The sequence below is a fragment of the Pyrococcus horikoshii OT3 genome (assembly GCF_000011105.1).
Lineage (GTDB): Archaea > Methanobacteriota_B > Thermococci > Thermococcales > Thermococcaceae > Pyrococcus > Pyrococcus horikoshii.
On record NC_000961.1, the window covers coordinates 1,346,055 to 1,359,574 of the forward strand.

At 40.2% G+C, this 13,520-nt stretch carries 14 protein-coding genes and 1 tRNA gene; 5 read left to right on the plus strand and 10 right to left on the minus strand.

Translation table 11 applies throughout. The features are described from left to right. Positions 1-17: 17 nt before the first annotated feature. The 4 genes from malP to PH_RS07155 are packed head-to-tail and all read right to left on the minus strand — an operon-like array spanning position 18 to position 5,256. A complete protein-coding gene (malP, locus tag PH_RS07140) occupies positions 18-2,525 on the minus strand; it encodes a maltodextrin phosphorylase (RefSeq protein ID WP_048053410.1) in 2,508 nt (835 codons plus the stop codon). Beyond that, a complete protein-coding gene (locus PH_RS07145; protein WP_048053411.1) occupies positions 2,509-3,072 on the minus strand; it encodes a [protein ADP-ribosylglutamate] hydrolase in 564 nt (187 codons plus the stop codon). Before PH_RS07145 ends, malP begins: the two co-directional genes overlap by 17 nt. Then, the gene (locus PH_RS09500; RefSeq protein WP_010885591.1) at positions 3,065-3,997 is read right to left on the minus strand and encodes a DUF835 domain-containing protein; all 933 of its coding nucleotides are present in this window, start codon (positions 3,995-3,997) and stop codon (positions 3,065-3,067) included. The genes PH_RS07145 and PH_RS09500 overlap by 8 nt, the downstream gene beginning before the upstream one ends. After that, positions 3,997-5,256 (minus strand): amidohydrolase family protein, encoded by a 1,260-nt coding sequence (locus tag PH_RS07155; RefSeq protein ID WP_048053603.1) that lies wholly within the window; start codon positions 5,254-5,256, stop codon positions 3,997-3,999. The genes PH_RS09500 and PH_RS07155 overlap by 1 nt, the downstream gene beginning before the upstream one ends. A gap of 77 nt (positions 5,257-5,333) precedes the next feature. Here PH_RS07155 and PH_RS07160 point away from each other — a divergent pair, with 77 nt between their 5' ends. Both PH_RS07160 and acs read left to right on the plus strand, forming a co-directional pair. Next, positions 5,334-6,233: a dihydroorotate dehydrogenase gene (locus tag PH_RS07160; protein ID WP_048053412.1), complete on the plus strand. Its 900-nt coding sequence runs from the start codon at positions 5,334-5,336 to the stop codon at positions 6,231-6,233. 93 nt (positions 6,234-6,326) lie between these two features. Further along, on the plus strand, positions 6,327-7,709 hold the full coding sequence (gene acs, locus PH_RS07165) for an acetate--CoA ligase alpha subunit (RefSeq protein WP_010885594.1): 1,383 nt from the start codon (positions 6,327-6,329) through the stop codon (positions 7,707-7,709). A gap of 14 nt (positions 7,710-7,723) precedes the next feature. Here the strand turns inward: acs and PH_RS07170 are convergent, their stop codons facing one another. After that, the gene (locus PH_RS07170; RefSeq protein ID WP_010867766.1) at positions 7,724-7,912 is read right to left on the minus strand and encodes a 50S ribosomal protein L37e; all 189 of its coding nucleotides are present in this window, start codon (positions 7,910-7,912) and stop codon (positions 7,724-7,726) included. 11 nt (positions 7,913-7,923) lie between these two features. Next, positions 7,924-8,151 (minus strand): LSm family protein, encoded by a 228-nt coding sequence (locus PH_RS07175; RefSeq protein ID WP_010885595.1) that lies wholly within the window; start codon positions 8,149-8,151, stop codon positions 7,924-7,926. Between the two features lie 136 nt (positions 8,152-8,287). On the opposite strand from PH_RS07175, the gene fl11 reads away from it, so the two are divergent. The 3 genes from fl11 to PH_RS07190 are packed head-to-tail and all read left to right on the plus strand — an operon-like array spanning position 8,288 to position 11,561. After that, positions 8,288-8,743, plus strand: a complete 456-nt coding sequence (gene fl11 / locus PH_RS07180; RefSeq protein WP_010885596.1) for an HTH-type transcriptional regulator FL11 — start codon at positions 8,288-8,290, stop codon at positions 8,741-8,743. Between the two features lie 56 nt (positions 8,744-8,799). Continuing rightward, positions 8,800-10,197, plus strand: a complete 1,398-nt coding sequence (locus PH_RS07185; protein WP_010885597.1) for a hypothetical protein — start codon at positions 8,800-8,802, stop codon at positions 10,195-10,197. Further along, on the plus strand, positions 10,194-11,561 hold the full coding sequence (locus PH_RS07190) for a hypothetical protein (RefSeq protein ID WP_010885599.1): 1,368 nt from the start codon (positions 10,194-10,196) through the stop codon (positions 11,559-11,561). Before PH_RS07185 ends, PH_RS07190 begins: the two co-directional genes overlap by 4 nt. Here the strand turns inward: PH_RS07190 and PH_RS07195 are convergent. From PH_RS07195 to PH_RS07210, 4 genes are all read right to left on the minus strand, one after another. Continuing rightward, a complete protein-coding gene (locus PH_RS07195; protein WP_048053413.1) occupies positions 11,532-11,870 on the minus strand; it encodes a nascent polypeptide-associated complex protein in 339 nt (112 codons plus the stop codon). The two genes, PH_RS07190 and PH_RS07195, sit on opposite strands and share 30 nt — an antisense overlap. 21 nt (positions 11,871-11,891) lie before the next feature. Then, a tRNA-Leu gene (locus tag PH_RS07200) sits at positions 11,892-11,979 on the minus strand. Between the two features lie 34 nt (positions 11,980-12,013). Next, entirely contained in the window at positions 12,014-12,361 is a 348-nt protein-coding gene (locus tag PH_RS07205; RefSeq protein ID WP_048053414.1) for a DUF7132 family protein, read from the minus strand. A 46-nt stretch (positions 12,362-12,407) separates the two neighbouring features. Next, positions 12,408-13,454: a M42 family metallopeptidase gene (locus tag PH_RS07210; protein WP_048053415.1), complete on the minus strand. Its 1,047-nt coding sequence runs from the start codon at positions 13,452-13,454 to the stop codon at positions 12,408-12,410. Between the last annotated feature and the right edge of the window lie 66 nt (positions 13,455-13,520).

Consider the following 13,520-nt stretch of genomic DNA (forward strand, 5'->3'; position numbering starts at 1 on the left):
CTTTTCCTTTTCTTTTTTTACTTAAGGTCCCTCCATTTTATGTAGCCTCCAAGTAAGAATTTTCCTGGAATCATTGGATGATACGCATAAACCCTTATAGAATAGTGCCAGCATTCGTGATTGAAGTTCTTTAAGGCCTTCCCTGAATACGTGTACAGATATTTTCCGGTTCCTAACTCCTTAGTCTTCCTCAGCTCGACGGTATAGGGTTCCATGATCTTTCCATCTCCCCTGACTCCATAGTATAGCTCAACCCTTACGTCTTCCGGCCTTATGGTACCTAACCTTATTATTGCCTCTATACGGTTTTCATTAACCTTTACGTCTTCTATTTCAACATCATTCCATCCCAACATTATCTTCTCTTTCCAGCTTGCAAGCTCCTTTGCCCACCTAAAGTTATCCCTGCTTAAGTATATTCCCGTCTCCATGGCCCTTGAATAGAACTTCGTCATGTATTCCTTAAGCATTCTATAAGTACTGAACCTTGGTGCTATGCTCTTTATGCTCTCTTTCATGATCCTTATCCATCCTTCTCTATTCTCATAGTACATTGGAATTACAACGTTCTCTAAGAGGTCATAGAGGCTCATAGCATCTAGGTAGTCATCCTCTTCAGTCTCAGGTTCTAAGGTAGCATCTCCTATAACCCATCCGTTCCTTCCGTTGTATCCCTCGACCCACCACCCATCAAAGGTGCTTAAATTAAGCACTCCATTCAATCCAGCTTTCATTCCGCTAGTTCCGCTGGCCTCAAGGGGCCTCTTTGGAGTATTAAGCCATACATCAACCCCGGAGATAAGGATCCTTGCGGAACCGAGATCATAGTTTTCAATTAGAATTATCTTTCCCTTGAACTCTGGCATTTGCGACACTTCATAGACCCTTCTTAAGTACTCTTTTCCTGCCTCATCCATTGGATGGGCCTTCCCTCCAAAAATTATGTATACGGGTCTATCCCTGTTGTTAACTATCCTCTTTAGCCTTTCAAGATCTGTAAACAGTAAAATTGCCCTCTTATATGTGGCAAACCTTCTTGCGAATCCGATTATTAAGGCGTTCTCATCTACATCTGGTATAGGCTCGTCTATCCCTAACCTCTCATTTCTTTTCATTATCTTCCTTCTTATTAGTTCTATTAATTCCCGCTTAGCCTTTAAATGAGCTTCCCAAAGCTCATGATCTGGAATCCTTTCAATCGCATACCAGATGCCCTCTAAGTTAACGTGTTCCCTCCATATCTTTCCAATGTATATTTCATAGAGCTTTGCCAAGTTTTCATTAACCCATGTTGGGGTATGGATCCCATTTGTTATGGGCTCTATCGGGATTTCATCAGGTGGTACTCCTGGCCAAAGGTTCGCCCACATTTCCCTAGTAACTTTAGCATGAAGCTTACTTACCGCGTTTACGAATTCTGATGTTCTTATTGCCAACACAGTCATGTTAAAATTAGGATCGCTATCGTTAACTTTCCCAAGTCCCAGGAGCTTATCCTCGGGCAGACCATCGAAGAATGCCCTCAGCTTCTCCCTTACGAATTCAACCGGAAATACATCATGACCCGCGGGGACTGGGGTATGCGTAGTAAATACGCTAGTTCCCCTAACTATTTCTAAGGCCTCTTCAAAACTGAGGCCCTTTTCAATGAACCATCTGATCCTTTCAAAGTTGGCAAACGCTGCATGCCCCTCATTTAGATGTACAACCCCAGGATCTATTTCTAAAGCCTTTAATAATCTCATCCCACCGATTCCTATCAAGATTTCTTGCTTTATTCTCTTATCAGGTTCAGCATTATACAGGTAATCGCATATCTTTCTGTCTGCCTCGGAGTTCTCTGGAACGTCAGTATCTAGAAGATACAGCTTTACCCTTCCTACTTCAACGAGAAACACCCTAGCCTTGATCATTCTATCCTCTATTGGAACGTCGATTAAAAGAGGAGATCCATCGTTATCGAGAACTTGCCTTATGGGCATTTCCTTTACATTGTACTCGGGGAACCTCTCAATTTGCCTACCATTAATATCTATTTCTTGCTTAAAGTAGCCATGCTTGTATAATAATCCTATTGCAACCATTGGAAGCCCAAGATCGCTAGCGGTTTTTAGATGATCTCCAGCTAGTATTCCGAGGCCTCCTGAATATATTGGAAGGCTCTTCCCTATCCCATATTCCATACAAAGATAGATTATCGGTTTATCCCACCGAGGATAGTTAGTTGAAAACCATGTAGCAGTTTCCTTCATGTAATCGTCGAATCTTTCAATAACGAGCTCGTATAAGTCCAAAAAGTTATCATCCCTTGATAGTTCCCTTAGCCTTGACTCGGGGGCTTCAAGCAATAACTTAACTGGGTTCTTGTACTCTCTCCAGTGTTCCTCATCGATTTTTTGCCAAAGTTTCATGGCTTTATGATCCCAGCTCCACCAGTAGTTATATGCTAAATCGGCAAGCCTCGATAAATTTTCAGGAAGTTTTTCTAATATCCTCTCTTTCGTTGAATTATCTACTTTCATCATTATCACCCAAACCTATTGTTTCAAGGGCTAGCTTGTAATCTCTCTCCGAATATAAAACTAAGTAAACCTCTTTGACGTGGTTAGCTACCTTCAAAAACTCTTTAACAACTTCCTTAAATGTCCTTACAACCTCTTTAAGTGGACAACCATAGATTCCCGCGCTTATTGCCGGAAATGCTATACTTTTGACTCCAAGCTCATCTGCTTTTTTTAATGCCCCCAGAATTGCAAGCTTCAATTTTTCTTCCTTATCCTTAGACCATACACCGCCGCAGTATGGACCAACCGTGTGGATGACATATTTTACCCCATTCTCTTTAAGCTTCATAGGAGGCGTTACCACGACTTCTCCATGCTCTATCCAATCCTTTCCCAATTGCCTTCTCATTTCTTCCTTACTAATTCTAGTGTATTCTGAAACATCTCCAGAAGCGGCCTTAGCTATAGCGTAAGCGACTCCCCCTCCATGCTCTAAGTATTTATTTGCTGCATTAACTATAGCCTCGGCCCTAAACTTCGTAATATCCCCCCTTACAATCTTAAACATTGTTATCACCTAGCGAACTTCTCAACATTGCCCTCTCCCTTTCAGATAATTTATCAAGGCTCCCAAGTATTATAACTGTTGAGTTGTACATTATTGCATAATCCCTTAACTGTGCAAGAAATTTTAAAACCCTTTCAAACCCATTCTCAAGTATTAGGTATTCAAGGCAATCAATTATAACGATGCCTCCTTTTTTAATGTGCTTCACTGCGAGGTCAAGAATCTTGTGAAGATCAGTTGGCCCTATATTGTTCTTTCCCTCAAGCTTTGTAATCCAGAACCACTTGCCATCATTTTTTTCTGGAGGCCTTCGTGAAAATACAAGGGCGACTTTAAGCAAATCCCTAGGAACACTCTCTAAAAACATTATCCCTGGTTTTATTTCAAATTCTTCGCTGAGCTTTATCTTAACAAGATCGACTTCAGAGATACCAGCTACAATAACGTATCCAATTGATATTCCAATGACAGCACTTAAGTACCTAAAAAAGGACTTATATTCTCCTAAGGCGCTAACTAATGCCAAAATCAATGTAAGAGCCCCCAGAATCTTGATGTTTTTCTCTTTCTTCATCAACATCATAAACCCAGTCAGGGAAAGTGCAACAAAGATTATTATAACGGCCAGCAACCTTGGAAAGAAAATGTATGCAGCCAATGGAACTGGGGATGCGTAGAGAAGCTCTTGTTTTTCCTCAAATTCTAAATGTTCGAGAAGCCTAATGGTAGCTAACCAATAGAAAAATGACAGGAAGGATATACTCGCCAGGTAAGTAGATTCTATTGCAAGTCCTACTCCCAATGACAAGAAGGCCAGAGCATAATAGATAGCATAGTTGGATCTACTTTTATGATAATGGTAAAACAGGAGAACGTACACAACGAGGAGGGGGACCATCAGGATTAACTGCTCCACTAACTGCATTAGATACCTACCCCCAAGAATTTATCAATTACCTTTTCCTCATCAATAGTAAGTACTTCCCCATCGAGCATTATCACTCTTCCGCTGACGATTAGAGTATCGATATCCCCTGCTTTGGCACTAAAAATTAGGGTAGCAAGGGGATTGTGTAACGGGAGGAGATGAGATCTTTTTAAATTTATTACTGCAATATCTGCAATATACCCTTCCTTTATTATCCCAGCTTTAAGCTTCAGAGCCTTTGCACCATTGATCGTGGCCATTCTAAATATTTCCTCGGACTTAACGATCGCTGGATTTAGCGTATTTACTTTCTGAAGAAGGGAAGCAAGTCTCATCTCTCTAATTATGTCAAGGGTGTTATTACTCGCAGCTCCATCCGTACCTAATGCTACATTTATATCTTCGTCAATGGCATCCCTCATTGGAAAGATTCCACTACCAAGCTTCATATTACTTGCAGGGCAATGAGCTATTGTTACATTTGAAGATGCTAGCATCTCAAGGTCTTTCTTACTTAGCCAAATACCATGGGCCGCTATAAGTTTATCGTTTAATAAATTTGCCTCTTTTAATACTTCTACTGGAGATCTCCCGTATTTTTCTTCCATTATTTTTATTTCATCTCTCGTCTCTGCAAGGTGTATCGTAACTAAGGAGTCCCACTCTCTTGACTTTTCGGCAACCCATTTAAGGCAGTCTAAAGAACAGGTATAAGGGGCGTGGGGCGCTAGGATAAATTTAACTAACTTAGAATTAAGTTTAGTTATGAACTCATGTAATTTTTCTGTTTCTTTAATTTCCTTTCTTCTCTTCTCTTCATCCTCTAGATCTACCATTCCATACCCTAAAAATCCCCTTAATCCAACTTCTAATGTTGCCCTCGCGACTTCCTCCATGTAAAAGTACATGTCGACAAATGTTGATATTCCGGAATGCACCATCTCAAGAAGTGCGAGTTTTGCTCCCCAATAAACCTCTTTCCTCTTTAGTTTCCTCTCAGCTGGCCAGATATAGTTCTGAAGCCAATCCATTAAAGGAACATCCTCCGCTAAACCTCTGAAAATTACCATTGGGGAATGTGTATGGGCATTTATAAATGCCGGGATGATTAAAGAGTGGGAAGCATCTATAACCTCGTCAGCAGCTTTATTTATGTTCCTCTTGACCTCCACTATTTTATCTCCCTCTATCAGGATATCAGCCCTAGTTGGATGATAGCTGGTATCATATAAGATAAGGCCTCCCTTTAATAGAATTGACAAGTCAGATCACCTAATTTTAGAATTACAGTTTAATATAAAAACCTTATTTGAAACTTTGAATGGTGAAAAGGATGCTAGAGGTAAAACTCTTTGGCATTAGATTTGAAAATCCCCTAATATTAGCCTCTGGAGTAGTTGACATGACACCGGAACTACTCAGGAGAGCCCACAATGAAGGAGCAGGAGGAGTCGTTACAAAATCCATAGGTAAGGAACCTAGAAAGGGTTACGATAATCCAACTATCGTTGAACTACCCTACGGGTTAATAAATGCTATGGGTCTCCCAAACCCTGGATGGGAGGCATTTTTAAATGAATTTATTGATGAAAGGTTTGACTTTCCAGTGATAGTTTCAATATTTGGAGGCACACCGGAAGAGTTTGCATTTCTTGCAGAGAAGTTAGAACCAGTTGCAGATGCCTTTGAATTAAATTTGAGCTGTCCCCATGCGAAAGGCTATGGTATGGAAATTGGGCAAGACCCTAAAAATGTGTATGAAGTTGTAAAAGCTGTCAAGGATGTAACAGATAAGCCAGTTATAGCCAAACTAACTCCAAATGTTAATGACATAACAAAGCTCGGATTAGCAGCGGAAAGAGGAGGAGCCGATGGGGTTTCAGCAATTAATACTGTGAAAGCAATAGCCATTGATATCTACGCTAAGAGACCGATACTTAGCAATAAAGTTGGAGGATATTCAGGGCCGGGGATAAAACCAATAGCGCTTAGGGCTGTTTACGATTTAGCGAAGGTTTTAGATATTCCAGTAATTGGAATTGGAGGAATAACTAGCTGGCGGGATGCTGTAGAATTTTTACTAGCAGGAGCATCTGCCCTTCAGATAGGAACTGCCGTATACCTTAGAGGATTTAAAGTGTTTAAGGAAATTTCGAATGGGATAATTGAGTACCTCAAGGAGGAGGGATTCTCAAGTATTAGGGATATCATCGGGCTAGCCCTCAAGGTTTAACGAATGTCGAAGTTATTATCGACATAATGAGACGGGAAAAGTTATAACATTTGTCGAAAAATCAAAAATGGAAAGATCCTGGGAGGGATAAAAATGAGCTTAGAAGCTCTTTTTAATCCAAAAAGTATTGCTGTTATAGGAGCTTCTTCAAAGCCAGGAAAGATAGGATATGCAATTATGAAGAATTTGATTGAGTATGGCTACGAAGGAAAGATATACCCTGTGAACATCAAGGGTGGAGAAATGGAGATAAGTGGTAGGAAATTCAAAGTCTATAAGAGCATTTTAGAGGTTCCAGACGAAGTCGATATGGCAGTTATAGTTGTTCCAGCAAAATCTGTACCAGAGGTCGTTGAGGAGTGTGGAAAGAAAGGAGTAAAGGTTGCTCCAATAATCTCATCAGGATTCGGAGAACTTGGGGAAGAAGGAAAGAAGGTAGAGCAACAATTAGTGGAAACTGCAAGAAAATATGGAATGAGAATACTAGGGCCCAACATATTTGGAGTGGTATACACACCAGCAAAATTAAATGCAACCTTTGGTCCAACTGATGTCCTCCCAGGGCCGTTAGCATTGATAAGCCAAAGTGGAGCCCTTGGAATAGCCCTAATGGGATGGACAATACTGGAAAAGATAGGACTTTCAGCCGTGGTTAGCGTTGGAAATAAAGCGGATATCGATGATGCGGATCTCCTTGAGTTCTTCAAGGATGATGAGAACACTAAGGCAATCCTAATTTACATGGAAGGTGTTAAGGATGGAAGGAGATTCATGGAAGTTGCAAAAGAGGTTAGTAAGAAGAAGCCAATAATAGTTATAAAGGCTGGAAGAAGCGAAAGGGGAGCTAAAGCTGCAGCATCTCATACAGGTTCACTTGCGGGAAGTGATACAATTTATTCAGCCGCTTTCAAGCAAACTGGAGTTCTTAGGGCTTTAACAATTGGAGAGGCCTTTGATTGGGCGAGAGCCCTAAGCAATTTACCCGAACCTCAGGGAGAAAACGTTGTAATAATAACAAATGGTGGCGGAATTGGAGTCATGGCAACTGATGCTGCTGAGGAGGAAGGTTTGCATCTTTACGATGACCTAGAGCAACTAAAGATCTTTGCAAACCACATGCCTCCGTTCGGAAGCTACAAGAATCCCGTAGATTTAACAGGAATGGCCGACGCAAAGAGTTATGAAGGGGCAATAAGAGATGCACTTGCTCATCCAGATATGCATTCAATCATTGTCTTATACTGCCAAACGGCTGTTCTTGACCCAAGAGAATTAGCAGATGTGATCATAAGGGAGTACAATGAGAGTGGAAGAAAGAAGCCACTTGTAGTTGCAATAGTGGGAGGAATTGAGGCCAAGCAAGCTATTGATGTCCTAAATGAGAATGGAATTCCAGCTTATCCTGAACCAGAGAGAGCAGTAAAAGCTCTATCAGCACTTTACAAGTGGAGTAAATGGAAGGCTAAGCATAAGTAAATAAAGAAAGAGAGCTAATGTACATTCTTCTTTTTCTTCCACTTTTTGCTCCATCTATATTTCCTAAGTCTCCTGCTCCTTCCAAAGCCACATGCTGCACAGTAGCCTTTCTTAACATTAAAGGCTTTTCTACCGCACCTTCTGCACCTTATGTGGGTTGGAGTTTTATTTCTTTTTCCAAGAGAGGGTGTTCCGCTACTCATCGTAGCTCACCTCACTCTTCCGTTGGAGATATTGCAAGTACATTGTCTCCTCTGATAACTATCTTACCGTATTTCTTCACGACTTCCCCATCCTGAACCATTTCAGCGTCAGCGAGAACTACATTCAGGTGAATGTCATACCCAATGAGCCTACCCCTAAACTCGAATCCTTTCTTAAGAATCACGAGCACATCTTTATCTAATGACCTGTGGATAACGTCAAGCGGTCTCTCGGCCATTTTCCTCCCCCCAACCTTGTTTCACACACATAATTGGAAGTTAGTTTATAACTCTTTCCGTAGGAGTACCGAGTTTACATGAGATCCCATCAAATTTATATTTTATTCTTTGAAAAATTTTCTGAGGGGAGGAAAGGTGCGGGTTCCTCTTGACGAAATCGACAAAAAAATAATAAAAATTCTTCAAAACGATGGGAAAGCTCCCCTGAGAGAGATATCGAAGATTACTGGACTCGCAGAGTCTACAATCCACGAGAGGATTAGAAAGCTAAGAGAGAGTGGAGTAATTAAAAAGTTTACTGCGATAATAGATCCCGAGGCCTTAGGATACTCAATGCTCGCTTTTATCTTGGTAAAAGTCAAAGCTGGGAAGTACTCAGAGGTAGCATCAAATTTAGCAAAGTACCCTGAGATAGTTGAAGTTTATGAAACTACAGGAGATTATGACATGGTTGTCAAGATAAGGACAAAGAATAGTGAAGAACTAAATAATTTTCTTGATTTAATTGGCAGTATTCCTGGAGTCGAAGGAACCCATACAATGATAGTTCTCAAGACCCATAAGGAAACTACAGAACTTCCAATAAAGTAGAATTTTCCTAAATCCTTATATTTTATTAAGTGAAAATTAGATTATGAGGTGCTCACATGGGATCAAGTTTCTCAATAATAAATTTAACCCAACTCCGTGAAGACTTAAAAAGATGGAAAGTTCGTGAAGTTAGTGAAGCCCTCCAACTTTCTCCAGAAAAGGTAGATATCTTACGGCCCCTTCTTCACGATAAGGATAATATAGTCGTGGAAAACACCCTTTTCATAATTGAAAAGTTAATAAAAAGGAAAGCACTTAAGGAGGATGAAGTTGACGAGCTATTAGATGATATAATAACACTTACAAGGAGTTCCAATGAAAAAATAGCCCTCCGAGGAATGAAATGCCTCAGAACTATTTTAGAAGATGTTAACCTCTCAGATGACAGTTATAATAAGATAATAGCAACATTAACAAACGTTATAACTACTAAAAAAGGAATATTAAGAGAATATGCTGCTGAAGAACTTGGAATCATTGGAGCAAAAATTACAACGCTCATAAAGAAGGTTATAAACTTTCTTGTCTCCTTAGTAAGAGAGAGCAAAGATAGGGAGGTCAAAGAGGCCGCCTTAACGGCCCTTACCGAAATTGCCAGTAGGAGTAAAGATAAGAATGTTATTGAGGGGATCGCAAAAGAGATCAGGGATGTCCTAAAGAGGGAACAGGATAGTGAAGTAAGGAAAAAAGCCCTTTCATCCTTAGAGATCATTCTCACAAAAAAGAAAGACGAGATAAGTTCTGAAACTCTTAGCGATATCCAAAGTGAAGTTCCAGAAGTTTTACCCACTAAGAACCATGAAATTTCGATTCAAGACATTGAAAAGCTGTTCGCACTAGAAAAGCATGAAATAGTAGCGGAGATTGCAAAAGAAAATGAAGACGTTCAAAATGCTATAATCGACATGCTATCTTCAGAAGATTACTTAAAAAGAGCGGATGCTCTTTGGGTGATTTATAGGATACTCAGGTTTATACCCTCCGAAAAGTTGGGGAATATTTTCTCTAAGTTAAAGACGTTAGTGAAGGATAAAAACCCTTGGATACATAATAGTGCAATAAAAACTTTAGCGGAGCTTTATCTACTTTTCCCTGAAGTTAGAAGAGATATCCTAACATTTCTAGATTCCTTATTAAAGAGTGAGGAAGAAGAGGAAGTAAAGATTGGACTCGAAATAATAAGAGAGCTCCTCGCGTATACTAATGACGTTGAAATCTTCAAAGCAACCCTACTCATAACATTGAGAAGGCTTAAGGAGAACAAAATTAGGTTAGTTATTCTTCGATTCTATGCATCGACAGCAGAGTACTTTACTAAAATTGAGAGGGAACTGATAGAGGCCACAATTAAAGAATTAGATCAGATTTATAAAATGTCAAGCAAAGAGGAAAGAAGGATAATATTGTCCTTAATGGATTTATTAGCAACAATCCTGGAGAGGGCAGGTAAATGAGCGTTTATGAAGAATATATGGAGAATTTAAAAGGGTGGAGGGTGAGAAAAGCCCTCCAGATAGTTGAAGAAGACAGGGAGAATAGAATATCGATACTCAAAAAGGCATTGCAAGAGAAAGATCCTTTGATAAAAAAGGGGACCCTGTACATTATAAAGAAGCTTGCAATGAAAAAAGAGCTAGGGATCGATGAGGTAAAGGAGGTAATTCCAGATCTTATAAGGCTATTAGATGACAAGGATGAAACCGTAGTTTTGCAGGCCGTTGAGACTATAAATGCCATAGTGACCTTCATGGAGTTACCAGAGGATATAAGTACTAGACTTTCCGAGATATTGATCGGTATCGTGGAGAACAAGCCAGAACCGATAAATGAGTACGCCGCAGAGGGAGTTGCAACTCTAGGTGCTAAAATAATAAGAGTAGCAAGGATGATATTCTCCTGGATCAAGAACATCCTAAAAGGAAAATCCGAGAAGAAAAAGGTCTCCGCCCTAAGAGTGCTAAAAGAGATCGTTGTAAGAACTAAAGATCCAGAGATCATGGAAGAGGCATTTAACTTGGCCCTTGACGTGTTAAACGATGAAAATCCCGTTGTTAGGAAAGCTGCACTTGGAATAGTTGAAGTTGCAATAGACAGGAAAGAGTATCTCTCAAGGGAGAGCCTTGAAAAAGCTTCCAAGAAACTTGATGAAATGGGAGAAGCTAGTTCCACCAAGGATAAAATAGATGAAATATTAAAGGGGGAGTTCAAAAAAGCTGAACAACCAATCGATGTTGAGAAAAAAGATTACACAATAGAAATAATTAAAGAGATGTTTGAAAGAGAACAACACTTGGCCGTTTTGGAACTTGCGAAATCGGATTATAAGGTTCTACAGCTGGTAGTTAAGTTATTCATTTCTGGGGATTTGCTGACAAAGCTAGATGCACTTTGGGTAATTTCAAACGCTGTGGATTATCTGAAAATAGATGATGCTACAAAGATAATCCCGCAACTAAAACAGCTCTTAACCCATTATAACCCCTGGATAAGATCAACTTCAGCAAAAGTCTTAGCAGGACTTGCAACTAACTATCCTTCCTTAATGGATGATCTAATTGAAACAGCATTAAACCTATTAGAGGAGAAGGATGAAAACTCAGTGAAGGCTGGATTGGAACTTGCAGATGCATTTCTATCCCGGCTGAAGAACTTAGGATTTCTAAGAGAAGTCCTGAAAAGGTTAATTAAGAAAGATAAACTACCCAAAGAAGCCTTGGAATTCATGAAGAAGTATAGCGAATACATAGAGGAACTTGAGCCCGAAATTAAAAAGTCGGTTTCAATGAAACTACTCGACACCGCTATCGGTCAACCTTAAAATGGCCTCTGCTAAATCCCCACCAGTTTCCTCTAATGCTTTTTTTGCAGTTTCATAATCAACTCCAGCCTGTTCCATAACAAGCTTTATATCCTCCTCCGAAATATTTATAATAGCTTTTTCCTCTTCGCTCCCTCCAGCTATTTGGTACATCTTTTCTCCCATTGCCTTAATAACAGTGACGATAGGTTCCTTTATTATTATCTCCCGATCTTCCATCTTTATGATTACTTCTTTAACACCTTCTAATTGCCTCATATCAAGCTGTTTCATAAGTTTTTTAAGTTGCTTAGGATTCATTGGCATCATCTTTCTCACCTATGCAAGAATTGGTGCGGGGGGCGGGATTCGAACCCGCGCAGCCCTACGGCACCGGATCTTAAGTCCGGCCCCTTTGGCCAGGCTCGGGCACCCCCGCTCACAAAAAGTGATAGAGGTAGGATTTAAAAATATTATTCCTCCCCCTCTTCAATCTCCTCAATCTCTTCCAACACATGCTCTAGCTTTTTGAAGTCCTCCGTCTTTGCTAAAAGCGTTAGGAATTCATCTATTTCCTCCTTCTCAAGGAATGCCCCGGCAAAGACTTTTCCAGTATATTTATTATCCTTTATTTCCCAGAAGAAGTAAAATTCTGGGAAATTTTGCTTTATTTTCCTGTAAGCTTCTCCATATTTAGAAGGTTTAAGTGGGTTTTGTTCCAGGAAAAAGTGCCCCGGTTTAAGTTCTATCATATGAAGAATTGCGCCTCTTTTGGTCCTTACTAGCTTAATTTTTACATTCCATTCCTTAATAACCCTCATTATGAATTCACCAGAAATATGGTAAAAATAAGAGGTAAATAAACGTTTAGATCTTAAGCTCATGGATGTTTTCAAGGGCTTTAGTCATTAGCTCAACCGTTGCGTCAACGTCTCTTTCATCAACGACTTCAGTGTTAGAGTGAATATACCTAGCTGGAACGCTTAATGCTCCAGTTGGAACACCTGCTTTTGTTAAGTGGATCGCTCCGGCATCCGTTCCTCCACCTAAGAGGATCTCAAGCTGGTATGGTATCTCATGCTTCTTCGCCAATTCCTCCAACCATCTTACTATCGTTGGATGGCATATAACCGAGCGATCCATTATCTTTATCGCAGTTCCCTTTCCCAAGTGGGTTACTTGCTTGTGCTCTGGCGTTCCTGGAATGTCTGCTGCTATAGTAACATCAATCGCAAAGCCATAATCGGGTTCGATTCCAAATGCTGACGTTCTAGCACCTCTAAGTCCTACCTCCTCCTGAACAGTGGCAACGAAGTATACATCAGCCTTAGCATCCTTAAGCTGCTTGGCAACTTCCAGTATCGTATATACTGCAATTCTATCATCAAAAGCTATACTTACGAACCTATGCTTACCTAACCTTTCCAATCTTCCATCCCACGTAATTACCGTCCCGATCTTAACTCCCATATCCTCAGCTTCTTCCTTGCTTTCAGCACCTATGTCTATAAATATCTGATCCCAATCAGGGGCCTTCTTCCTGTCCTCTGGCTTCTGAATGTGAGGCGGTACCGATGCGCCAACTCCATAAATGAACTTACCTTTATCAATCCAGACCTTAAACCTTTGAGCTATCAGAGTTTTTGGATCGACTCCTCCAATCGGAGCAACTCTTAAGAATCCGTTCTTCTCTATGTGAGTAACCATCAACCCTATCTGATCCATGTGGGCCGCTATCATAACTTTTGGCCCTTCTCCCTTCTTGTGAGCTATAACGTTTCCCAGCTTGTCAACCTTAACTTCATCTACATAGTCCTTGATCTCCTCTATAACAACATCCCTAATCCCCAAGAATTCATACCCAGAAACTCCAGGGGCTTCAACTACCTTTTTTAAAAGCTCGTAGTCCACCATATTCCTCACCTCCATTTAGATTTCCATCTGAGTGTTACGTTTAGAATATATAAGGATTTTGCAAAG